General features: G+C 71.3%; 19 protein-coding genes. 15 read left to right on the top strand and 4 right to left on the bottom strand.

What is annotated here, in order from left to right:
- Positions 1–48 precede the first annotated feature (48 nt).
- Together JOC24_RS09150 and JOC24_RS09145 are read left to right on the top strand one after the other, a co-directional pair.
- Entirely contained in the window at positions 49–807 is a 759-nt protein-coding gene (locus JOC24_RS09150) for a methyltransferase (RefSeq protein WP_205019626.1), read from the top strand.
- A 302-nt stretch (positions 808–1,109) separates the two neighbouring features.
- Positions 1,110–1,514, top strand: a complete 405-nt coding sequence (locus JOC24_RS09145) for a DUF3040 domain-containing protein (protein ID WP_031098904.1) — start codon at positions 1,110–1,112, stop codon at positions 1,512–1,514.
- 259 nt (positions 1,515–1,773) lie between these two features.
- On the opposite strand, the gene JOC24_RS09140 is transcribed toward JOC24_RS09145, so the two are convergent.
- From JOC24_RS09140 to JOC24_RS09125, 4 genes are all read right to left on the bottom strand, one after another.
- Positions 1,774–4,191 carry a transglutaminase TgpA family protein gene (locus JOC24_RS09140; RefSeq protein ID WP_205019625.1) on the bottom strand — a complete coding sequence of 806 codons (2,418 nt, stop codon included), beginning with the start codon at positions 4,189–4,191 and terminating at the stop codon, positions 1,774–1,776.
- Positions 4,188–5,561 carry a DUF58 domain-containing protein gene (locus JOC24_RS09135; protein ID WP_205019624.1) on the bottom strand — a complete coding sequence of 458 codons (1,374 nt, stop codon included), beginning with the start codon at positions 5,559–5,561 and terminating at the stop codon, positions 4,188–4,190. The genes JOC24_RS09140 and JOC24_RS09135 overlap by 4 nt, the downstream gene beginning before the upstream one ends.
- Entirely contained in the window at positions 5,561–6,601 is a 1,041-nt protein-coding gene (locus JOC24_RS09130; protein WP_205019623.1) for an AAA family ATPase, read from the bottom strand. Before JOC24_RS09130 ends, JOC24_RS09135 begins: the two co-directional genes overlap by 1 nt.
- A 192-nt stretch (positions 6,602–6,793) precedes the next feature.
- Positions 6,794–7,357, bottom strand: coding sequence for a beta-class carbonic anhydrase (locus JOC24_RS09125; protein WP_205019622.1), 564 nt, complete (start codon positions 7,355–7,357; stop codon positions 6,794–6,796).
- Between the two features lie 409 nt (positions 7,358–7,766).
- On the opposite strand from JOC24_RS09125, the gene rsmH reads away from it, so the two are divergent.
- The 13 genes from rsmH to JOC24_RS09060 all read left to right on the top strand — a co-directional run bounded on the left by rsmH (position 7,767) and on the right by JOC24_RS09060 (position 23,463).
- Positions 7,767–8,732, top strand: a complete 966-nt coding sequence (gene rsmH, locus JOC24_RS09120) for a 16S rRNA (cytosine(1402)-N(4))-methyltransferase RsmH (protein WP_205019621.1) — start codon at positions 7,767–7,769, stop codon at positions 8,730–8,732.
- A gap of 49 nt (positions 8,733–8,781) precedes the next feature.
- Positions 8,782–9,318, top strand: a complete 537-nt coding sequence (locus tag JOC24_RS09115) for a cell division protein FtsL (protein ID WP_205019620.1) — start codon at positions 8,782–8,784, stop codon at positions 9,316–9,318.
- A 4-nt stretch (positions 9,319–9,322) separates the two neighbouring features.
- Positions 9,323–11,314: a peptidoglycan D,D-transpeptidase FtsI family protein gene (locus JOC24_RS09110; protein WP_205019619.1), complete on the top strand. Its 1,992-nt coding sequence runs from the start codon at positions 9,323–9,325 to the stop codon at positions 11,312–11,314.
- 16 nt (positions 11,315–11,330) lie between these two features.
- Positions 11,331–13,061, top strand: coding sequence for a UDP-N-acetylmuramoyl-L-alanyl-D-glutamate--2,6-diaminopimelate ligase (locus JOC24_RS09105; RefSeq protein ID WP_374104486.1), 1,731 nt, complete (start codon positions 11,331–11,333; stop codon positions 13,059–13,061).
- Between the two features lie 4 nt (positions 13,062–13,065).
- Positions 13,066–14,484 carry a UDP-N-acetylmuramoyl-tripeptide--D-alanyl-D-alanine ligase gene (gene murF / locus JOC24_RS09100; RefSeq protein WP_205019618.1) on the top strand — a complete coding sequence of 473 codons (1,419 nt, stop codon included), beginning with the start codon at positions 13,066–13,068 and terminating at the stop codon, positions 14,482–14,484.
- Complete coding sequence (gene mraY / locus JOC24_RS09095; RefSeq protein WP_031098929.1) at positions 14,481–15,551, top strand: phospho-N-acetylmuramoyl-pentapeptide-transferase; 1,071 nt, start codon at positions 14,481–14,483, stop codon at positions 15,549–15,551. The genes murF and mraY overlap by 4 nt, the downstream gene beginning before the upstream one ends.
- Positions 15,533–16,966 carry a UDP-N-acetylmuramoyl-L-alanine--D-glutamate ligase gene (murD, locus tag JOC24_RS09090; RefSeq protein ID WP_205019617.1) on the top strand — a complete coding sequence of 478 codons (1,434 nt, stop codon included), beginning with the start codon at positions 15,533–15,535 and terminating at the stop codon, positions 16,964–16,966. Before mraY ends, murD begins: the two co-directional genes overlap by 19 nt.
- Before the next feature lie 125 nt (positions 16,967–17,091).
- Entirely contained in the window at positions 17,092–18,543 is a 1,452-nt protein-coding gene (gene ftsW, locus JOC24_RS09085) for a putative lipid II flippase FtsW (RefSeq protein WP_205019616.1), read from the top strand.
- Between the two features lie 6 nt (positions 18,544–18,549).
- On the top strand, positions 18,550–19,644 hold the full coding sequence (gene murG / locus JOC24_RS09080) for an undecaprenyldiphospho-muramoylpentapeptide beta-N-acetylglucosaminyltransferase (RefSeq protein WP_205019615.1): 1,095 nt from the start codon (positions 18,550–18,552) through the stop codon (positions 19,642–19,644).
- Between the two features lie 49 nt (positions 19,645–19,693).
- Positions 19,694–20,488, top strand: a complete 795-nt coding sequence (locus tag JOC24_RS09075) for a cell division protein FtsQ/DivIB (RefSeq protein ID WP_307792656.1) — start codon at positions 19,694–19,696, stop codon at positions 20,486–20,488.
- 276 nt (positions 20,489–20,764) lie between these two features.
- Positions 20,765–21,979, top strand: a complete 1,215-nt coding sequence (gene ftsZ / locus JOC24_RS09070) for a cell division protein FtsZ (protein WP_205019614.1) — start codon at positions 20,765–20,767, stop codon at positions 21,977–21,979.
- Between the two features lie 17 nt (positions 21,980–21,996).
- Entirely contained in the window at positions 21,997–22,737 is a 741-nt protein-coding gene (gene pgeF / locus JOC24_RS09065) for a peptidoglycan editing factor PgeF (RefSeq protein ID WP_205019613.1), read from the top strand.
- A 6-nt stretch (positions 22,738–22,743) separates the two neighbouring features.
- The gene (locus JOC24_RS09060) at positions 22,744–23,463 is read left to right on the top strand and encodes a YggS family pyridoxal phosphate-dependent enzyme (RefSeq protein WP_205019612.1); all 720 of its coding nucleotides are present in this window, start codon (positions 22,744–22,746) and stop codon (positions 23,461–23,463) included.
- Positions 23,464–23,534: the final 71 nt, after the last annotated feature.

Raw genomic sequence — 23,534 nt, 5'->3', positions numbered from 1 at the left:
TTCACGCTCCGCCGTCCGTGGCGGCACCGTGCCGAGGAGTCAACTGCCGTGTCGGACCAGCTGCGCCCCCGCGCCTCCCTCCGTACCGCCGTGGTCTGGGAGGTCCTCAAGGACGCTCTCGACCGTCTGGTCGAGGCGACCGGCAGGGATGCCCTGGACGTGCTGGACACCGGCGGCGGCACCGGCAATTTCGCCGTGCCCGTCGCCCGCCTCGGCCACCGGGTCACCGTCGTGGACCCCAGCCCCAACGCCCTGTTCGCGCTGGAGCGCCGTGCGGACGAGGCCGGCGTGGCCGACCGGGTCCGCGGCGTCCAGGGCGACATCCACGGCCTCTTCGAGGTGGTGGACCGCGCCGGTTACGACGCGGTCCTGTGCCACGGGGTCCTGGAGTACGTGGACGACCCCGCCGAAGGCGTGCGCAACGCGGTCGACGCCCTCCGCCCGGTCGGCGCGCTCAGCCTGCTCGGTGCCGGCCTCGGCGGAGCCGTCCTGGCCAGGGCGCTCGCCGGGCACTTCGCGGAGGCCCGGCAGGCGCTGACCGACCCCGCCGGACGCTGGGGCGACGGTGACCCCGTGCCCCGCAGGTTCACCGCCGACCAGCTGACCGGGCTGGTCGAAGCCGCGGGCCTCCAGGTCGGCGCGATCCACGGTGTGCGGGTCTTCGGCGACCTCGTGCCGGGTGTTCTCGTGGACACCGAGCCGGGCGCGTTGGAGGAGCTCCTCAAGCTGGAGGCGGCCGTCGCGGAGCTGCCGGCTTTCCACTCGGTGGCGACCCAGCTGCACGTTCTGGGTGAGAAGCGCGCCTGAGCGGCGACGTCGACACCGCCGGAGTACGGCCGCGAAAGCCGCAGGAGCACGGCTGATCAGCAACGCAGCTGCAGACGGAGTACTGCCCGGAGCACCCGATCGGGCCGTGGGCCCCGTATGATCGGGTGACACCATCCGGCATGACGGATCGGAGGTCGGGGAATCTACGCCTCAGCAGCCGAGCCGAATTGGCGGTCCGGACTGGCTATGGCTAGAGGGCGGGTTTCACGGGGGCGAATCCCTGCCTATCCTGGAAGGGCCGCATACCGGTCGCCCCCGCGGCCGACGACGAGGAGGACTCCGTGCCGCTCTCGGAGCACGAGCAGCGAATGCTCGAGCAGATGGAGCGAGCGCTGTACGCCGAAGATCCCAAGTTCGCTACAGCGCTTGAGGGAAGCGGGCTGCGCAGGTACACCCGGCGACGGGTCTACCAGGCGGTGGCCGGCTTTCTGGTGGGTATCGCGCTCCTCATGGCCGGAATGGTCTTCCAGCAGACCTGGGTCAGTGTGGCGGGTTTCCTCGTCATGCTGGGCTGTGCCGTGCTGGCGGTCACCGGATGGCGCAAAGCGCCGAAGCCCGGTGAACAGCAACCGGCGGGGAGCGCGAGCGGGGGCGAAGGCGAACGCCGACATCCCAGGCAGCGCCGGTCGATGATGAACCGGATCGAACAGCGGTGGCAGCGCCGCCGCGACGAACAGGGCCAGTGAACTTTCCGCTTCCCGGCCGGCGGCGGGCAGGACGGGCCGCCGACCTCGGAAGCGGACCGCGAACACCGGGAACTTGACGCTGGACCTCACACGTGAGGGGCGGTCGCTGCACAGCGACCGCCCCTCACGTGTTCGCCCGCAGGGCTTGTGGGGCCGGCGCCTCCAACCCTGCGGACCGGCCCCCCGAAGCCGTCCAGCTCGTCCTGGACCCGCTCGGGGGACCGGCGGACCGGCCGCCGGTCCCCCGAGGCCGCAGGAATCAGCCCCGCTGTCGTGACGTGCGGCGCGGCCCGGCCGCCGGGCGGAGGCGCCCGACGACTCCCGACCAGCGGAGGCCGAGCTCCGACAGACGTTCCGAGCCGGCCCGGACCACCCGAACGGCCGATCGGGGTGCGAGCGTCGCCCGCAGCGAGTTCCACCGGCCGCCCGAGGCCCTCAGCCCCGCCCGGGCCTCCCGCACGTCCTCGACGGATGTCATGACCCCGCCCGGCTCCGGTGCGTAAAGGACCCGCTCGACCGCCCCGGCCACCCGGTGGACCGCAGCGGACGCCGGGCCTTCGAGGCCGCCCAGCCGCACGACACGCGCCGCGGCCTTGCGGGGCGTCTGCGAGTCGTCCGGCGGAATACCGTGGTCCCAGGCCGTATCGGTGATCTCCCGCCAGGCGGCCATCACCCTGGCCGCCGTGTCGGCGGCCGTACGGCCCCCCGAGGAGCTGAGCCGCCGGGCACGGGCCCGCATCCGCCAGAGCATCGGGACCAGCGGGAGCGTGAGGACCACCAGCGAACCGAGCACCCACAGCACGACGGTGCCCGCCGGGGTCCCCGGATCGGCCGAATCCACCACACCCGCGGCCGCGGACGCACCGCACTCACCCGGCTGACGCGTCCGCGCGGGGCAGGACTCCGAGGCGGAGGGTTCCGCCGTGGGAGCGACGGACGCTCCGTCCGTCGGCTGCGCGGGATCGCTCGGGTCCTGCGAGGGCACGTCCGGCAGGGTGTACGCCGGCGCGCTGCCCCGGGACGGCGTCGGCTCGAAGCGGGTCCAGCCCACGCCCTCGAAGTACAGCTCGGGCCAGGCGTGCGCGTCCTGCAGCCCGACCGAAACCGAACCGTCCGCCTGCACGGTGCCGGGTGTGAAGCCCACCGCGACCCGGGCCGGAATGCCCAGCGTCCTCGCCATGGCGGCCATCGCGAAGGAGAAGTGGACGCAGAAGCCCTCCTTTTCCTTAAGGAACCGCTCGATGGCCGCGGTGCCGGTACCCGACGTCACCGTCGTGTCGTACCGGAAACCTCCCTCCGAGGTGAACCAGTCCTGCAGCCTCACGGCCCGCTCGTAGTCGTCGGTGGCCCCCTCGGTGACCCGTGCGGCGGTCTTCTCGACCACCTCGGGCAGTGACGGGGGAATCCGCGTGTACTCACGGGCCAGGTCCGCAGGCGGCGCCGTCGACCGGGCGAGCTGGGCGGCCGTGGGCTCCACCACCAGACTGCTGACCTCGTACCGCGCACCGCGCGTGGTCTGACCGTCGTCGCCGACCAGGGTGCGCCCCTCGGGCTCGTACCGCCAGCGACCCCGGACGTCCACCTCGCTCGCCGGGTAGGGGAGCGGCAGGTACGTCTGCCGGTACGAGGGCGATGCCGAGATGTTCGTCCGGATCTCGGTGACGGCGACGTCCTGGCCGAGACCGGACGGCTGCGGCAACCGGTCCGGGACGTCCCGCAGCCGGCGGGTCGACGGGCGCCACTCGCCGCCGCTGAACTCGTCCAGGGCCAGGATGCGCAGATAGAGGTCCCCGGGGTTCCCCGAGTTGGTGCGGTACGTCATCACCTCCCGGTTCTCCGGCTGGTTCAGGTTGTTCTGCAGCGAGACCAGCGGGTTCACGGCGGAGATCGTGCCCCCGCCGCTCCCACCGCGCGAGCCGCCGCCCGTGCCGCCCAGAAGCCCGCCGTCCAGCGCGGGCAGGGCCGCGGGAACGGCGAGCGCGATGCCCATCGCCACCACGCCGATGCGCCGCCCCGTACGGACCGGTGCCAGGGCGCGCCCGGTCCCTCGGCCGGCCGCCGGACCGCCCGGCGTGCCGGGCACACCGCCGAAGACCCGCCCCCACCGGGACAGCCGGTCCCGGCCCTCGGCCAGCAGGAGCAGCAGGTAACCGCACGCCGCGAGCAGGAACCAGAGCCACCCCGCCCCGCCGTCGGAGAGCCCGGCCGCGACCGAGTAGAGCGCGAGCAGCGGCAGACCGGCCGCAGCCGCGGCGCGGCAGGTCACCGCGAGGACGTCCACGGCGAGCCCGATCAGCAGGACTCCGCCGATCAGCATCAGCAGGATGCCGTCGGTCGCCGGTGCGGGAATGGCGTACCTGCCGACGTCGTCGGCGCCCGTGGTCAGCAGCTCGGCGAGCCTCTGGACCGTCCGGGGTCCGGGCAGCACACCGAACAGGGCGTGCTCCCGGGCGAAGGCCGCGGTCAGCGTCAGCAGGGTGGCGAGTGCCTGGAGTGAGACCGTCAGAATCCTGGCCAGGCGCATCCGGCGGGCGAGCGCGCCCACTCCGCTCTGCACGGCCAGCAGCAACGCGGCCTGCAGGAGCCACGCCGACGTCTCGACCAGGGGCAGCATGGCCCCCGCCGTCATCATCGTCGCCGCGAAGGCGCACAGCGCCAGCCGGGTACGCCCGCTCATGACCATCCCCCGGAGTGCCCCGTCGTCGATCCGGCCACGGAGGACCCGGTGCCCGCGCCCTCCTGGCCGGCCTGCTGCCACAGACGGGCGAGTTCGGCCCCGGGCGGCACCGCCATCGCCGTCCAGCCCGCCTCGCGCAGCAGTCGCAGACGGTCGGCGGCCGTCGCGCGGGTCCCGGCTTCACCGCCGCGCGCCCATTCGTCACCGTCCAGCACGAACGCCACGGCCGCGCGGCTCCGCTGCCGCATCCTGGCCGCCACCGCCGTCTGCTCCTCGTCGAGATCGCCGAAGAACGCCACCAACAGCCCCTCGCCGCTGCCGCGCAGCACGTCGTACGCACGCGAGAGACCACCGCCGTCGGAGTGGTCGACGACCGCGAGGGTGTCCAGCATCAGCCCGGCGGAGTCCGCGGACTCCTGGGCCGGACCCGCGAAGCCGTCGGCGCTCCCACCCGGCAGAGGGCTCCCCTCGTCCGTGAGCAACCGCACCGAGAAGCCGCGCTCCAGCATGTGCACCGCCGCGGAAGCCGCCCCCGAGACCGCCCATTCGAAGGCCGATCCCGGTCCTGCCCCCCGATACGCCGTCCGCCGGGTGTCCAGCAGCACCGTGCATCTGGCCCGCTGGGGCTGCTCCTCCCGCCGCACCATCAGCTCGCCGTGGCGCGCGGTGGAGCGCCAGTGCACCCGACGCAGATCGTCACCGTGGCGGTAACCGCGCGGAATGATGTCGTCCTCACCGGCCAGCGCCTGCGAGCGATGCCTGCCGTCGCCGTACCCGGCAGCCGCCCCGGCCAGCCGCAGCGCCGGGAGCGGCTCGGTACGGGGGATGACGACGAGGGTGTCGTGGGCGCTGAAGGAGCGCGTCAGCTCGCACATCCCGAACGGATCGTTCAGCTGCAGTTGGAGCGGCCCCAGCGGGTAGCGCCCGCGCAGGTCGGAACGGACCCGGTAGGACACCTCCCGTACGCCGCCCGGCTCCACCCGGTCCAGCACGAACCGGGGCCGGGGGCCGAGGACGTACGGAACACGGTCCTGGAGCATGAGCAGGCCCGTGTGCAGCCGGGAGGCGTTGTCCAGGCGCAGACGGACCCGCGCCTCCGAGCCGGTCGGCACCCGGGACGGCGACAGCCGCCGGCTCCCCGACACCGTGTGACGGGTGCGGTGGAGGACGGTGGCGCAGATCAGGGGCAGCACCGCGAGCAGCAGCCCGACCCGGAGCAGATCATCCTGGCCCAGCACATAGGCGCAGACCGCCGCGGCCACGCCGGCGGCCAGGAAGGACCGTCCCCGCGTCGTCAGCCCGTTCAGAGCCGTTCGCAGGCCGCCCTTTGTGTCGCTCTCCTCCACGGGGCCGGGTGCCCCGGCCGGCATCACAGTCGCCGTGCGCCGGGCTGCCGGCCGTACACCGGGCCGTCGGGCAGGTGCTGCGCGGGGGCGGCCGTGACGCCCGACGTCGGCACCGGGACGCGCTGCAGGATGTCCAGCACGACCTGCTCGGCCGTACGCCTATTGAGCTGCGCCTGCGCCGTCGGCAGCAGCCGGTGCGCGAGCACCGCGACCGCAAGGGCCTGGACGTCGTCCGGCAGGGCGTAGTCCCTCCCGCCCAGCGCCGCCGACGCCTTGGCGGCGCGCAGCAGATGCAGGGTCGCGCGCGGCGAGGCCCCGAGTCTGAGATCCGGGTGCCGGCGGGTGGCCGACACCAGCTCCACGGCGTACCGCCGGACGGACTCGGCCACGTGGACCGTGCGCACCGCGTCGATCAGTTTCACGATGTCGTCGGCGTGCGCCACCGGCTGCAGATCGTCCAGCGGTGAGGCCCCGCCGTGCACGTCGAGCATCTGGAGCTCGGCCTCGGCACTCGGGTAGCCGATGGAGACACGCGCCATGAAGCGGTCGCGCTGCGCCTCGGGGAGGGGGTAGGTCCCCTCCATCTCCACCGGGTTCTGGGTGGCCACGACCATGAACGGTTCGGGCAGCTCGTAGGTGTGCCCGTCGATCGTGACCTGGCGTTCCTCCATGGACTCCAGCAGCGCGGACTGGGTCTTGGGCGACGCGCGGTTGATCTCGTCGCCGATCACGATCTGGGCGAAGATCGCCCCCGGCTTGAACTCGAAGTCACGCCGCTGCTGGTCGAAGATGGAGACCCCGGTGATGTCCGAGGGCAGCAGGTCCGGCGTGAACTGGATACGCCGGACCGAGCAGTCGACGGAACGTGCCAGGGCCTTCGCCAGCATCGTCTTGCCGACCCCCGGCACGTCCTCGATCAGGAGGTGTCCCTCGGCGAGCAGCACGGTCAGCGAAAGCCGAACGACCTCGGGCTTGCCCTCGATCACACCCTCGACCGACCTGCGTACCCGCTCCGCTGTGGTGGTCAGATCTGTGAGGCTCGCTCGATCGTCATAGGTCGTCACCCGGCCCTCCTCGGCCCTCTGCGCACGGAACCGGCGCCCAAAGCGCCCGGCCCGCCCCGAAATACGGACACTCTCCGGAGGACCCGGAGAGATGTCACACCCGCATTCTTGTTGCCGTTACCGCTTCGTGTCACTCGCCTGTGGACAAGTGGGGGCGATATGCCGGATGTGGTCCGTATGTCGGAGGGTGCTTCAGGCCGCGGAGGGGATCTCGCGCAGCTTGCCCGTGGTCACGTCGAAGACGAAGCCGCGGACGTCGTCCGTGTGCAGGAGGAACGGCGAGGTGCGCACGCGCTGCATCGACTGGCGTACGTCCTGGTCGGCGTCGGAGTACGCCTCCACCGCCCAGACCGGGCGCTGCCCGACCTCGAGCTCCAGCTCCTGCCGGAACTCCTCGGTGAGCGACTCCATGCCGCAGTTCGTGTGGTGGATCAGGATGACGCTGCGGGTGCCGAGCGCCCTCTGGCTGATGGTCAGGGACCGGATGACGTCGTCCGTGACCACACCTCCGGCGTTGCGGATGGTGTGACAGTCACCCAGCTCCAGGCCGAGCGCGGCGTGGAGGTCGAGGCGGGCGTCCATGCAGGCGACCACGGCCACGCGCAGCACGGGCCGCGCGTCCATGCCCGGGTCGCTGAACTTCTCGGAGTAACGCGTGTTCAGCTCGACCAGACGATCGGTGACCGTCCCTCCGGAACGAGCTGCGGAGGTGGTGGGGGAATCGGTCTCGGCGGAAGGCTGCGCAGAAGTCGACATGGCTACGACGTTAGCCTTCGCGACCGCACACGGCGTGCTGTGGAGGGGGACAAAAAACGTCAACGCGGCTTGTTGTGAGGTAACCCACAAGCCTCACGTACGGGCACCCGACCGGGTGAGGTTCCCGGCCCGGCGCGGCGGTGCGACGCGCTGAGCGGTTCGTTGATCGCGACCGGATCCGATGGCAGGGTGGACTAAAGTGACGCGAAGTTACCGACACGCCTGCACATTCTGCATATTCTTACGTGTTTCGAATTCCCCGTGATGTGCGGCGTACATGCGGCCCGGCCCTCTCCCGCCCGTCGGCCGGCCGACGCCTCCTTCCCCGGCGCCGGCCGACCACCCCTTCCGGGCGGGTGGGGACCAGGCCGTATGTGCGGCCACACGGGACAGAGCCTGAGAGGGCGCTTTGAGTCAGACCCGCCACGTCCCGGTGATGCTCCAGCGATGCCTGGACCTGTTGGCCCCGGCTCTGGAGGTGACGGGGCCGCAGCCACCGGTCGTCGTCGACTGCACCCTCGGTTTGGGCGGGCACAGCGAGGCCCTGCTCGCCGCCTTCCCCGAGGCCCGGCTGGTCGCACTGGACCGGGACAAGGAGGCGCTGCGGCTCTCCGGCGAGCGCCTCGCCCCGTACGGTGACCGCGCCACCCTGGTGCACGCCGTCTACGACGAACTGCCCGAGGTCCTCGACAGGCTGGGGATCCCCAAGGTGCAGGGCGTGCTCTTCGACCTCGGTGTCTCCTCCATGCAACTGGACGAGGCCGACCGGGGCTTCGCCTACGCCCAGGACGCCCCGCTCGACATGCGCATGGACCAGACGACCGGCATCGGTGCGGCCGAGGTGCTCAACACCTACCCACCGGGCGAACTCGTGCGGATCCTGCGCGCGTACGGCGAGGAGAAGCAGGCCAAGCGCATCGTCTCGGCCGTCGTGCGCGAACGCGAGAAGGAACCCTTCAGCAACAGCGCCCGGCTCGTCGAGCTGATCCGCGACTCCCTGCCGCAGGCCGCCAAGCGCACCGGCGGCAATCCGGCCAAGCGCACCTTCCAGGCCCTGCGCATCGAGGTCAACGGTGAACTCACCGTCCTGGAGCGGGCCGTTCCGGCCGCGGTGGGGAGCCTCGCCGTCGGTGGCCGTATCGCAGTGCTCTCCTACCACTCGCTCGAGGACCGTCTGGTCAAGCAGGTCTTCGCGGCCGGTGCGGCCAACACGGCGCCGCCCGGACTGCCCGTCGTCCCCGAGCGCTACCAGCCCAGGCTGAAGCTGCTGACCCGGGGCGCCGAACTCCCCACGGAGGAGGAGGTCGCCGAGAACAGGCGCGCCGCCCCCGCCAGGCTGCGCGGCGCCCAGCGCATCCGCGAGGAGGAGCGATGAGCGGGTCCCGGCCGGCCGGCCGAAGGCAGAACGGGGCGGTGGCACTCCGGTGACCAGGACGGCCGAGCAGATGAAGGGCCGGGCGGGGCGGCTCGCCCGGCTGATGCCGTCGGGACCGAACACCGCCGCCCGTACCCCCTTCGTCCTGCTGGTCGTGCTGCTGCTCGCGGGTGGCCTGATCTCGCTCCTGCTGCTGAACTCGGCGCTCAACGAAGGATCGTTCAGGCTGAGCAAGCTGAAGAGGGACACCACCGAGCTGACCGACGAGCAGCAGGCCCTCCAGCGGGACGTGGACAGCTACTCCGAACCCGACGCGCTGGAGCGCCGGGCCAGAGAACTCGGCATGGTGCCCGGCGGCAGCCCAGCCTTCCTGGACCCGGACGGCACCGTGCGCGGAGTGCCGGAGCGCGCCACCGCGCAACCGTCCCCCCTCACGCCCCCCGAACCGGACGAGAGCGCGGACGGTCCCACCGGACCGGCCTCCCCGTCCGCCTCCGGCCCCACGTCGCCCTCACCCTCCGCCTCCCCGGCGACAGCGTCCACGACGCCCCCGACCACACCGCCCCCGACGAGCTCCGGCAGGTGACGCAGTGCCGTCCAAGGAACCGCCGCGCCGGCGAGTACCCGGCCCCGCGCGCTCGCGTAACGCGGGCGGCGGGCCGGGACGCCCCCGCCCCGCAGCCCGCCCCGAGGCCCGGCGCCCCCGGCGCCCGGCGGCGGGGAAGCGGCCCGGTGGCACCGCCCGGCCCATCCGCCTGGGCAGCCCGCGCCCACGGCTGCGCCTCATCAGCCTCTGCCTGACCCTCGTCATGCTGGCGTTCGTCGTACGGCTCCTCCAGGTCCAGGCGGTCGACGCCGCCACGTACGCCGCCAAGGCCGAGAAGAACCGCTACCTGGAGTACACGATCGCCGCCGAACGCGGGGAGATCGCGGACCGCAGCGGAATCGCCCTGGCCACCAGCGTCGACGCGCATGACATCACGGCCGATCCGAAGCTGTTCACCCCCGAGGAGAGCAAGGCCCCGGACGCCCCGCGGCAGGCGGCGGCCCTGCTCGCCCCGATCCTCGGCAAGGACGAGGCGGAGCTGGCGAAGAAGCTCTCCACCCCCGAGAGCCGCTACACGGTGCTGGCACGGCGGCAGACACCGCAGGTCTGGAAGCAGATCAAGGACCTCAAGTCCGCCTTCGCCGAGAAGGCGGCCGCCGACAGCGCGAAGGGCGGTCCCGGGGCCAACGTGCTGGCCGGAGTCCTCCAGGAGCCCACCACCAGGCGCGTCTATCCCAACGGCGACCTCGCCGCCGGGATACTGGGTTTCGTCAACGCCGAGGGCAAGGGCGGCGGCGGCCTGGAAGCACAGCTCAACGAGCAGCTCCAGGGGGAGGACGGCAAGATCCGCTACGCCCAGGCGGGCGGCCGCCCGGTGCCGACCGCCGGCTCCACCGAGATCCCGGCCGTCGCAGGCACCGACGTCGAGCTGACGATCGACCGCGACATCCAGTGGGCGGCGCAGCGCGCCATCGCCGACCAGGTGGAGAAGTCCAAGGCGGACCGCGGTTACGTGGTCGTCCAGAACACGAAGACCGGCGAGGTGCTGGCCATGGCCAACGCCCCCGGCTACGACCCGAACGACCTCGCACAGAGCAACTCCGCCGCGCTGGGCAACGCGGCCCTCCAGGACGTGTACGAACCCGGCTCCACCAGCAAGGTCATGTCGATGGCCGCGGTCCTGGAGGAGGGAGCGGCCACGCCCGGCACGCACGTCACCGTCCCCAACCGGCTGCACCGGGGGGACCGGCTCTTCAGGGACGACATCGACCACCCCACCTGGTACCTCACGCTCAATGGCGTACTGGCCAAATCGAGCAACATCGGCACCATCCTGGCCACCGGACAGCTCGGAAAGTCCCAGGCCGAGGCCAACAAGGTCCTGTACTCCTACCTGCGCAAATTCGGCATCGGAAGCACCACGGGGCTGGACTACCCGGGCGAGTCGCCGGGCATCATCGCCGAACCCCAGGACTGGTCGACCTCGCAGCAGTACACGATTCCGTTCGGCCAGGGCCTCTCCCTCAACGCCATGCAGGCCGCGTCCGTCTACCAGACCATCGCCAACGGCGGGGTGCGGATCGAGCCGACCCTTGTCCGCGGGACCAAGGACGCCGGCGAGAGCTACACGGCGTCCGAAGCCCCCGAACGCACCCGGGTGGTCAGCGAGAAGACGGCCAGAACCCTGGCGAAGATGCTGGAGTCCGTGGTGGACGACGAGGAGGGCACCGGGACGAAGGCCCACATCCAGGGCTACCGGGTCGCTGGCAAGACGGGCACGGCCAACCGCGTCGACCCCGTACGCGGTGTCTACAAGGGCTACACCGCGTCCTTCGCGGGCTTCGCACCCGCCGACGATCCGCAGATCACCGTCTACTGCGCCATCCAGAACCCCACCAAGGGGAGCTACTTCGGCGGCCAGATCTGCGGCCCGATCTACAAGAAGGTCATGGAGTTCGCCCTCAAGACCCTCCAGACGCCTCCGTCCGGCAGCGACCCCGCCCGGCTGCCGGTGTCCTTCAAGCCGGGCGAGTGACTCGGGGGAACCCTCAGTGACGACCATCACCCCTGATCCCGGGAACCGGAACGAGAAGTACCGCGACGCCGGCCCCTCACTTAGCGGGAGGCCGGGTCCGCCCGGTACGCTCACCGCCGTGCCCCACGCTGATCAGTTCCAAACCACTCAGAAGGACGCGCCTGTGAACTACCCGGGAGCGCCCCGACCGGACCGGCTCCGGCCCACGTCCCTCGGAGAGCTGGCAGCCCGGCTCGGTGCGGGACCGCAGGATGCCGGTGAGGTCACCGGCATCACCCACGACTCCCGGGCCGTGCGCCCCGGGGACGTGTACGCGGCTCTGCCCGGTGCCCGCTTCCACGGCGCCGACTTCTCCGCCCAGGCCGCGGGCCTCGGCGCCGCCGCGATCCTCACCGACCCGGCGGGTGCCGACCGTGCCGCCGCCACCGGCCTCCCGGTCCTCGTCACAGGGGACCCGCGCGGCCGGATGGGCGACATCGCGGCCGAGATCTACGGCCGGCCAGGGGCCGGCCTCCTCCAGATCGGCATCACCGGCACGTCCGGCAAGACCACCACGGCGTACCTCGTCGAGGGCGGGCTGCGTGGCGCGGGCCGCAGCACCGGACTGATCGGCACCGTCGAGATGCGGATCGGCGACGAACGCATCAAGTCGGAGCGGACCACTCCGGAAGCCACCGACCTCCAGGCCCTGTTCGCCGTCATGCGTGAACGCGGTGTCGAGGCGGTCACCATGGAGGTCTCCAGCCACGCCCTGGTGCTGGGCCGGGTCGACGGCTGCGTCTTCGACGTCGCCGTGTTCAACAACCTCAGCCCGGAGCACATGGAGTTCCACTCCGGGATGGAGGACTACTTCCAGGCCAAGGCGCAGCTGTTCACCCCGCGGCGCAGCAAGCTCGGTGTCGTCAACTTCGACGACGAGTACGGCCGCAGGCTGGTGAAGGAGGCGTCCGTGCCGGTCGTCACCTTCTCCGCGGAGGGCCACCCGGACGCCGAGTGGCGCGCCGAGGACGTCGAAGTGGGCCCCCAGGACAGCACCTTCACCGTGATCGGCCCCCAGGGTGAACGCATCACCGCCAGGGCACCGCTGCCCGGCCCCTTCAACGTGGCCAACACCCTCGCCGCGATCGTCACCCTGGCCGTCGCGGGCGTCGACCCGCAGACCGCCGCCGACGGCGTCGCGGCCGTGCCCGGTGTTCCCGGCCGACTGGAACGGGTCGACGCGGGGCAGCCGTACCTCGCGGTCGTCGACTACGCGCACAAGACCGACGCCGTCGAGTCCGTCCTGCGCTCCCTGCAGAAGGTCACCGAGGGACGGGTGCACATCGTGCTCGGCTGCGGCGGCGACCGCGACACGACGAAACGCGGCCCGATGGGCGCCGCCGCGGCCCGGCTCGCCGACACCGCCGTACTGACCTCCGACAACCCCCGCTCCGAGGACCCCCTCGCGATCCTCGCCGCGATGCTCTCCGGCGCGGCCGAGGTGCCCGTCCACGAGCGCGGCGACGTGCTCGTCGACGCCGACCGGGCCGCGGCCATCGCCGCCGCGGTCGCCCGGGCCGAGCCGGGCGACACCGTGCTCGTGGCCGGAAAGGGACACGAGCAGGGACAGGACATCCACGGAGTCGTGCGCGCCTTCGACGACCGGAAGGTCCTGCGCGAGGCCATCGAGCACTCCCTGGGCGGCGCGAGCACCGCGCACGCCCCCGAGGACCGCGTACACACCCACGAGAACAACAGTCAGGGATGACCAAGTGATCCCCCTTTCCCTCGCCGAGATCGCCGCAATCGTCGGCGGGCAGCCGTACGACGTGCCGGACCCGTCCGTCACCGTCACGGGCCCCGTCGTCAAGGACTCCCGGGACGTGCGGCAGGGCTCGCTCTTCGCCGCGTTCGCCGGCGAGCGGGTCGACGGCCACGACTACGCCCGGCGCGCCTTCGACGCGGGCGCGGTGGCCGTGCTCGCCTCCCGGCCCGTCGGTGTCCCGGCGATCGTCGTCGACGACGTGGTGGGCGCGCTCGGCGCCCTCGCGCGCACCGTCGTGGAACGCCTCGGCACGACCGTCGTCGCGCTGACCGGATCGGCCGGCAAGACCTCCACGAAGGACCTGATCGCCCAGCTCCTGGAGCGCAAGGCGCCCACGGTCTGGACGCCCGGCTCCCTCAACAACGAGATCGGTCTGCCGCTCACCGCGCTGAGCGCCACGGCGGAAACCCGCCACCTCGTGCTGGAGATGGGTGCGAAAGGCATCGGCCACATCCACTACCTCGCCGACCTGACCCCGCCGCGGATCGGCCTCGTCCTCAACGTGGGCAGCGCCCACATCGGCGAGTTCGGCAGCCGCGAGGCGATCGCCCAGGCCAAGGGCGAGCTCGTGGAGGTCCTCCCGGAGGACGGCGCCGCGATCCTCAACGCCGACGACCCGCTCGTGCGGGCCATGGCGTCCCGTACAAAAGCCCGGGTACTCCTCTTCGGAGAGGCCGCGGATGCGGACGTACGGGGAGAGAACGTGCGGCTCACGGACGACGGCCGCCCCGCTTTCGCGCTCCACACACCCACCGGGTGCAGCGACGTGACCTTGCGCCTGTACGGTGAGCACCACGTGTCGAACGCGCTCGCCGCGGCCGCCGTCGCCCATGAGTTGGGCATGTCCGTGACCGAGATCGCCGAGGCGCTCTCCGGGGCGGGCACCCTCTCCCGCTGGCGCATGGAGGTCACCGAGCGTCCGGACGGTGTGACGGTCGTCAACGACGCCTACAACGCGAACCCCGAATCCATGAAGGCCGCACTCCGTGCGCTGGCCGCCATGGGCAAGGCCCGACGGGCGGGAGGGGGGCGCACGTGGGCGGTGCTCGGTCAGATGGCCGAGCTCGGTGACGCGTCGCTCGCCGAGCACGACGCGGTCGGACGGATCGCCGTCCGGCTCAACGTCAGCAAGCTCGTCGCGGTCGGGGGACAAGAAGCCTCCTGGCTGCAACTGGGCGCATACAACGAGGGTTCGTGGGGTGAGGAGTCGGTGCACGTGTCCGACGCAGAGGCGGCCGTCGACCTGTTGCGCAGTGAACTGCGCCCGGGAGACGTCGTGCTGGTGAAGGCGTCCCGGTCGGTCGGCCTGGAGAGGGTCGCCCTGGCACTGCTGGAGACGACCGAGGGTGAGGTCGCCGTCCGATGAGGCAGATCCTCTTCGCGGGGGCCATAGGGCTCTTCCTGACCCTGGTCGGCACTCCGCTGCTGATCAAACTTCTGGCCCGCAAGGGCTACGGGCAGTTCATCCGGGACGACGGCCCGCGTACCCACGGCAGCAAGCAGGGCACGCCCACCATGGGTGGCATCGCCTTCATCCTCGCGACGATCATCGCGTACCTCCTGGCGAAGCTGATCACCGGCGAGGACATCCGCTTCTCCGGCGTTCTCGTCCTGTTCCTGATGGCGGGGATGGGGCTCGTCGGCTTCCTCGACGACTACATCAAGATCGTCAAGCAGCGTTCGCTGGGTCTGCGGGCCAAGGCCAAGATGGCCGGCCAGCTGATCGTCGGTATCGCCTTCGCGGTGCTCTCACTGCAGTTCCCCAACTCGACCGGAAACACCCCGGCCTCCACCCGGCTCTCGTTCGTCGAGGACTTCGGCTGGTCCATCGGGCCGGTGCTGTTCTGCGTCTGGGCCCTGTTCATGATCCTCGCCATGTCCAACGGCGTGAACCTGACGGACGGTCTCGACGGCCTCGCCACCGGCGCCTCGGTGATGGTGTTCGGCGCCTACACCTTCATCGGTCTCTGGCAGTTCCAGGAGTCCTGCGCCAACGCGGAGACCCTCACCAACCCCAGCGCCTGCTTCGAGGTACGCGATCCACTCGACCTCGCGGTCGTCGCCTCCGCCCTGATGGGCGCCTGTTTCGGCTTCCTGTGGTGGAACACCTCACCCGCGAAGATCTTCATGGGTGACACCGGTTCGCTCGCCCTCGGCGGCGCCCTCGCGGGCCTCGCGATCTGCTCCCGCACCGAGTTCCTGCTGGCCATCCTCGGCGGCCTCTTCGTGATGATCACCATGTCCGTGGTCATCCAGGTCGGCTCGTTCAAGATGACCGGCAAGCGGGTCTTCCGGATGGCACCGCTCCAGCACCACTTCGAACTCAAGGGGTGGTCCGAAGTCCTTGTCGTGGTCCGCTTCTGGATCATCCAGGGCATGTGCGTGATCGTCGGACTCGGCCTCTTCTACGCGGGATGGGCAGCCAAGAAGTGAGCAACGTGGACTGGCAGGGCAAGCACGTCACGGTCGCCGGGCTCGGGGTGAGCGGCATCCCCGCCGCCCGCGCCCTGCACGAGCGGGGAGCCCTCGTCACCGTCGTCAACGACGGCGACGACGAGCGCTCCCGCGCCCAGGCCGCCGAACTGGAGGCGCTCGGCATCACCGTGCGCCTCGGGGACGGCGACACCCTGCCCACGTCCACCGAGCTGGTCGTCACGGCCCCCGGCTGGAAGCCCGGCAAACCGCTCTTCCAGGCAGCCGCCGAGGCGGACGTCCCCGTCTGGGGCGACGTCGAACTCGCCTGGCGGCTGCGGGGGCCCGATGCCGCGCCGTGGCTCGCGGTCACCGGTACCAACGGCAAGACCACGACCGTGCGGATGCTCGCCTCGATCCTCGAAGCGGCCGGGCTGCGCACCGCGGCGGTCGGCAACATCGGGGTCTCCCTGCTGGACGCGGTGCTGGGAGACGAGACGTACGACGTACTCGCCGTCGAGCTCTCCAGCTACCAGCTCCACTGGGCACCCTCGCTGCGCGCCCACTCCGGGGCCGTCCTGAACCTGGCCCCGGACCACCTCGACTGGCACGGCTCCATGGCCGGTTACGCCGCCGACAAGGGCCGGATCTACGAGGGCAACACCGTCGCCTGCGTCTACAACGCGCAGGACGGGGCGACGGAGGACCTCGTGCGCGAGGCCGACGTCGAGGAGGGGTGCCGGGCCATCGGCTTCACCCTCGGCACACCGGGCCCCTCGCAGCTCGGGGTGGTCGACGGCATCCTCGTCGACCGGGCCTTCGTCGCCAACCGCCAGAAGCAGGCCCAGGAGCTCGCCGAGGTCGCCGACGTCGATCCGCCGGCACCCCACAACATCGCCAACGCCCTGGCCGCGGCGGCACTGGCCCGCGCCTTCGGCGTGCAGCCCGCCGCCGTACGCGACGGACTGCGGGCCTTCCGCCCCGACCCCCACCGCATCGAGCACGTCGCCGACATCGCCGGTGTCGCCTACATCGACGACTCCAAGGCCACCAACACCCACGCCGCCGAGGCATCCCTGGCGTCCTACGAGCCGATCGTGTGGATCGCCGGCGGCCTTGCCAAGGGCGCCACCTTCGACGAGCTGGTGACCGGGGCCGCCAAGCGCCTGAGGGGCGTCGTGCTGATGGGCGCCGACCGGGCGCTGATCCGCGAAGCCCTGGCGCGACACGCCCCCGAGGTACCGGTGGTCGACCTCGACCGGACCGACACTGGGGCGATGTCCGCGGCGGTCCTCGAAGCGGCACGGCTCGCCCGGCCGGGCGACACCGTCCTGCTGGCCCCGGCCTGCGCCTCGATGGACATGTTCGTCAACTACAACAAGCGGGGCGAGGCGTTCGCGGACGCGGTCCGCGGGCTCGCCGACGAGAGCGCCTGACGGGCCCGGTCTCCACGTCGTAACGTCCTGGAGGGCCGGAGCGTCCCGGGGACCCGGTCACGAGCAGCACCCCGGGGCTCCCGGTGACGGCCCCGGGCACGAGCAGTGGAGGGGAGACAGCGACAATGCCGGCCGACGAGAGCTCAGCCGCGCGCGGAGCGGACCGCCCACGGGCGATCAGCCGGGCGTTCACCCCGCCCCTGCTCGCCGGACCCCTGGCAGGGGGCCCTGGAACCCCCGCGGGGCTCGCCCGCAGGAGCCGGCCCGCCACCGGCTCCCGGCGGCCCACGGCGCCGCGTAGCCGGTCCGGGGGGCAGGGCGTACCGCCCGGGCCGCGCCGGGGCGGCGGGGTGCGCGGGACGTACGAGCGGGCACGACGGGCCTGGGACCGCCCTCTGACCGCCTACTACCTGATCCTGGGCGCCGGGCTCCTGATCACCGTTCTCGGCCTCGTCATGGTCTACTCCGCCTCGATGATCAAGGCGTTGGAGCTCTCCAGGCCCAGCACCTACTTCTTCCGCAAGCAGTTCATCGCGGCCGTGATCGGCGCCGGGCTGATGCTGGCGGCCTCCAGGATGCCCCTCAAACTCCACCGGGCACTGGCCTACCCGCTGCTCGCCGGCACCGTCTTCCTGATGGTCCTGGTCCAGATCCCGGGGATAGGGATGTCGGTCAACGGCAACCAGAACTGGATCTATCTCGGCGGCCCCTTCCAGCTCCAGCCCAGCGAGTTCGGAAAGCTCGCGCTCATCCTCTGGGGCGCGGACCTGCTCGCCCGGAAACAGGACAAGCGGCTGCTGGCCCAGTGGAAGCACATGCTGGTGCCGCTGGTGCCGGTCGCCTTCATGCTGCTCGGACTGATCATGCTCGGCGGCGACATGGGCACCGCGATCATCCTCACCGCGATCCTGTTCGGCCTCCTCTGGCTCGCCGGCGCTCCGACCCGGCTCTTCGCCGGAGTGCTCGCCTTCGCCGGTCTCATCGGATTCCTCCTCATCAAGACCAGCCCCAACCGGATGTCCCGGCTCGGCTGCATCGGCGCGTCCGAGCCCGGCCCCGGCGACTCGTGCTGGCAGGCGGTGCACGGAATCTACGCTCTGGCGTCCGGCGGATGGTTCGGTTCCGGACTCGGCGCGAGTGTGGAAAAATGGGGTCAACTTCCCGAGCCGCACACCGACTTCATCTTCGCCATCACCGGGGAGGAACTGGGCCTGGCGGGGACGCTGTCGGTACTGGCCCTCTTCGCGGCTCTAGGCTATGCGGGTATCCGCGTGGCCGGACGCACGGAGGACCCCTTCGTGAGGTACGCAGCGGGAGGCGTGACCACCTGGATCACGGCGCAGGCCGTGATCAACATCGGTGCGGTGCTCGGCCTGTTGCCGATCGCCGGTGTCCCGCTGCCGCTGTTCTCGTACGGGGGCTCGGCCCTGCTGCCGACCATGTTCGCCGTAGGGCTCATGATCGCCTTCGCGCGGGAGGACCCTGCGGCGAGAGCGGCCCTGGCCATGCGGAGGCCCGGGGTCAGATGGAAGACGATGAGACGGCGCGTCATGAAGCGTCCGTCCGGAGAGCGGTGAATTTCGGTGCATGTCGTACTCGCCGGCGGGGGGACCGCCGGGCACATCGAGCCCGCGCTTGCCCTCGCAGACGCCCTGCGGAGGCAGGACCCGACCGTGGGAATCACTGCCCTCGGCACGGAGCGCGGACTCGAGACCAGGCTCGTACCCGAGCGGGGGTACGAGCTGGCACTGATCCCCGCCGTACCGCTGCCGCGCAAGCCCACACCCGAGCTGATCACCGTCCCGGGACGGCTCCGCGGCACCATCAAGGCCGCCGAGCAGATCCTCGAGCGGACCAAGGCGGACTGCGTGGTCGGCTTCGGCGGCTACGTCGCCCTGCCCGGCTATCTCGCGGCCAAGCGCGCCGGGGTCCCGATCGTCGTCCATGAGGCCAACGCGCGGCCGGGCCTGGCCAACAAGGTCGGTTCGCGGTACGCCCACGGGGTCGCCGTCTCCACCCCCGACAGCAAGCTGCGCGGTGCCCGGTACATCGGCATCCCGTTGCGCCGGACCATCGCCACCCTCGACCGGGCCCGGGTCCGCCCGGAGGCGCGTGCCGCCTTCGGCCTGGACCCCAACCTGCCGACGCTGCTCGTCTCCGGCGGTTCGCAGGGCGCCCGCCACCTCAACGAGGTGGTCACGCGGATCGCGCCGCTGCTCCAGCGGTCAGGAATCCAGATCCTCCATGTGGTCGGTCCGAAGAACGAATTGCCGCGTATCGACAACATGCCCGGAATGCCGCCCTACATCCCGGTACCGTACGTGGACCGGATGGACCTCGCGTACGCCGCGGCCGACATGATGCTCTGCCGCGCGGGCGCGATGACCGTCGCCGAACTCTCCGCCGTCGGGCTGCCCGCCGCCTACGTCCCGTTGCCCATCGGCAACGGCGAACAGCGGCTGAACGCCCAGCCGGTGGTCAACGCCGGTGGCGGACTGCTGGTGGACGACGCGGCGCTCACCCCGGAATGGGTGCAGGAGAACGTCCTTCCGGTGCTCGCGGACCCGCACCGGCTGTACGAGATGTCCCGTGCCGCCGCTGAGTTCGGGCGACGGGACGCCGACGACCTCCTCGTCGGCATGGTGTACGAGGCGATTGCCGCACGCCGCCAGGCGTGACGTGGCACGGACCCGGGGCGCACGCCCCGGGTCCGGTGAAGGAGCGAGCGTGGCCGGACCGACGACCGCCCAGCGCGGCGAGGCCGGGCGGGCCGACACCCCGGCCCGCCCGCCGCACATCGGCCCCGAGGGGCGCCGGATGACGGGCCGTATGCGGCTGCTGCTGGCCGCGTCCGGCCTCGTGCTGACCGCGGCGGTCACGGTCTGGGTGCTCTACGGCTCGTCCTGGCTGAGGCTGGAGGAGGTGGCGGTCTCCGGCACCGACGTCCTGACCCGGGAGGAGGTGGCGGCCGCCGCGGTGGCCCCCGTCGGGTCTCCGCTGGTCTCCGTGGACACGGACGCGATCGCGGACCGGTTGCGCCAGAAGTTGCCTCGTGTCGACTCGGTGGATGTCGTACGGTCATGGCCGCACGGTGTCAGTCTTAAAGTGACCGAACGAAAGCCGGTCCTGTTGGTGGAAAAGGGCGAGAAGTTCATTGAAGTGGACGCGAAAGGTGTTCGCTTCGCAACCGTGGACAAAGCGCCCCCGCACGTGCCGCTCCTGGAGTTGGCGCCCGTCCGGTCGGCGAGCCTGCGGCGCTTCGGCGGTGACCGTCTGCTGCGGGAGGCGGTCCGGGTCGCGGGAGACCTGCCGGGCAAGGTGGCAGGGGAGACCGAGACCGTGCGGGTCACCTCGTACGACTCCGCGGTTCTGGAACTGACCCGTGGCCGCACGGTGATGTGGGGCAGTAGTGAGGAGGGGCCCGTGAAGGCGCGGGTGCTCACCGCTCTCATGAAGGCCTCACCCAAAGCAGGACACTTCGACGTGAGTGCACCCACCGCCCCTGCGGTGTCGAAGAGTTGACGCGCGTTTGGCCTGGCCAGCCCCCTGGTTGGTCAGCGCTACGGGTGATCACATAGGGTGAAAAGAAAAACGGGAGGTTCGGCGTGTTCGTTGAACGTGCGCCACTTGTCGACTTAGTGTCCTGTTCGGAAGAGTCCAAGAAGCAGACACACTGGTAACCCTGTACTTCAACGTCAGGGTTTGGGTCGGCATCCGGACCGACCCAATCGGCATCCGTCGTCGCGGCGGGACTACCGCGAAGCGACGACACGTAACTCGAGGCGAGAGGCCTTCGACGTGGCAGCACCGCAGAACTACCTCGCAGTCATCAAGGTCATCGGTGTCGGCGGCGGTGGTGTCAATGCCATCAACCGAATGATCGAGGTCGGTCTCAAGGGCGTCGAGTTCATCGCGATCAACACCGATGCGCAAGCACTGTTGATGAGCGACGCCGACGTCAAGCTCGACGTCGGCCGTGAACTCACCCGCGGCCTCGGCGCCGGGGCGAACCCGGCCGTCGGTCGTAAGGCGGCAGAGGACCACCGTGAGGAGATCGAGGAGGTCCTCAAGGGGGCCGACATGGTCTTCGTCACCGCCGGTGAAGGCGGCGGCACAGGCACCGGCGGAGCACCCGTCGTCGCCAACATCGCGCGCTCGCTGGGCGCCCTGACGATCGGTGTGGTCACCCGGCCGTTCACCTTCGAGGGCCGGCGGCGGGCGAACCAGGCGGAGGACGGCATCGCCGAGCTCCGCGAAGAGGTCGACACCCTCATCGTCATTCCCAACGACCGGCTGCTGTCCATCTCGGACCGCCAGGTCAGCGTGCTCGACGCGTTCAAGTCGGCCGACCAGGTGCTGCTCTCGGGTGTCCAGGGCATCACCGACCTCATCACGACCCCGGGTCTGATCAACCTCGACTTCGCCGACGTCAAGTCGGTCATGTCCGAGGCCGGATCGGCGCTCATGGGGATCGGTTCCGCCCGCGGCGACGACCGCGCGGTGGCCGCCGCGGAGATGGCGATCTCCTCGCCGCTCCTCGAGGCGTCCATCGACGGCGCCCGCGGTGTCCTGCTCTCCATCTCCGGCGGCAGTGACCTCGGTCTCTTCGAGATCAACGAGGCCGCGCAGCTGGTGAGTGAGGCGGCCCACCCCGAGGCGAACATCATCTTCGGCGCGGTCATCGACGACGCGCTGGGCGACGAGGTACGGGTCACCGTCATCGCCGCGGGCTTCGACGGCGGACAGCCGCCGGCCCGCCGGGAGAACGTCCTCGGCGCGGGAGCCGGCAAGCGCGAGGAGCCGGCCCCGCCGGCCCGCACCTCGGAACCGGCGCGCCAGACCGGCGGGCTGGGCTCCGTGCCCCCGCGCGAGGAGCCCCAGGCGCCTGCCGAGCCGGCGCCGGTGGCGAGCGAGGCCGTGCAGCCGCCGGTCTCCCCGCCGCACGTCCCGACGGCCCGTCCCTACCAGGACACCCAGGCCGAAGAGCTGGACGTACCGGACTTCTTGAAGTGATAGGTCCGCAGCACGCGGTGAAAGCCGCGGAGTCTTCGGCGGGCGGCGCCCATTTCGCCTTCACCGACAGGTGGGGTGGAGTGAGCGCCGTTCCGTACGAGGAGCTCAACCTCGGCGGCGCGGTCGGCGACGACCCCGCCGCCGTCCGCGCGAACCGTGCGCGCGCTGCCCGTTCCCTCGGTCTCGACCCGGCCCTGGTGGTCTGGATGAACCAGGTGCACGGGCGTGACGTCGCCGTGGTCGAGGGCCCCTGGGGCGAGACCTCCGGCACCTCGGGCATTCCCGCCGTGGACGCGGTGGTGACGGCGCGCCGCGGGCTCCCGCTCGCGGTGCTCACCGCAGACTGCACACCCGTGCTGCTGGCCGATCCTGCGGCCGGTGTGATCGCGGCCGCCCACGCGGGACGGCCCGGTCTGGTGGCGGGAGTCGTCCCGGCCACGGTCGAGGCCATGGTCGCGCTCGGCGCCGTGCCGTCACGGATCGTCGCGCACACCGGACCGGCCGTCTGCGGGCGGTGCTACGAGGTTCCGGAAGAAATGCGCGCCGACGTCGCCGGGACCGTCCCCGCCTCGTGGTCGGAGACCAGCTGGGGAACGCCCGCGGTGGACGTCACGGCCGGAGTCCACGCCCAGCTCGACGAGCTCGGCGTCGCGGACCGGCACGCCTCGCCGTTCTGCACCCTGGAATCAGGCGACCACTTCTCGTACCGCCGCGACCGCACCACGGGACGGCTCGCCGGATATGTCTGGTTGGACTGATAGGACATGACGGATCGCAGGGCTCAACTCGCGGCGAACCTGGCACAGGTGGAGGAACGCATCGCTTCCGCGTGCGCCTCGGCCGGCCGCGAGCGTGAAGAGGTGACCCTCGTCGTGGTCACCAAGACCTACCCCGCGAGCGATGTGCGCATGCTGCACGAACTCGGTGTGCGTCAGGTCGCGGAGAACCGTGACCAGGACGCGGCCCCCAAAGCCGCGGCTTGTGCGGATCTGTCGCTCACATGGCACTTTGTCGGACAGTTGCAGACCAACAAGGTCCGCTCGGTGGCCGGTTATGCCGATGTGGTGCAGTCGGTGGACCGGGTGAAGCTGGTCAACGCGCTCTCGGCCGCGGCGGTCGGGGGCGGGCGTGAACTCGGCTGCCTGATCCAGGTCGCCCTCGACGCCGAGAGCGGCGAGCGCGGCGACCGGGGCGGCGTCGCACCGGACATGATCGAGGAGTTGGCCGCGTCGGTCGAGGCGGCGGAGGGGCTCAGGCTCGACGGCCTGATGACCGTCGCGCCGCTCGCCGGTCCTTACGCCGGCCGGCAACGGGCCGCGTTCGACCGCCTGATGGAATTCTCGTCGCGCCTGCGCGGGAACCATCCGGCTGCGAACATGGTCTCTGCTGGGATGAGCGCGGATCTCGAGGACGCGGTTGCGGCCGGGGCGACACATGTACGCGTCGGTACGGCGGTACTCGGAGTCCGACCCCGGCTCGGGTAACGTCGCGAAGCAAGTCGGACCACAGCAGAAAATATGGTCATTCCCGCTCATGCGGACTGGCCGGAGTGGAT

The organism is Streptomyces sp. HB132, from assembly GCF_016909575.1.
In the GTDB taxonomy this organism is placed as follows: domain Bacteria; phylum Actinomycetota; class Actinomycetes; order Streptomycetales; family Streptomycetaceae; genus Streptomyces.
The sequence above is the reverse complement of the archived record's forward strand: the minus strand, read 5'-3'. Positions and strand labels throughout refer to the sequence as shown.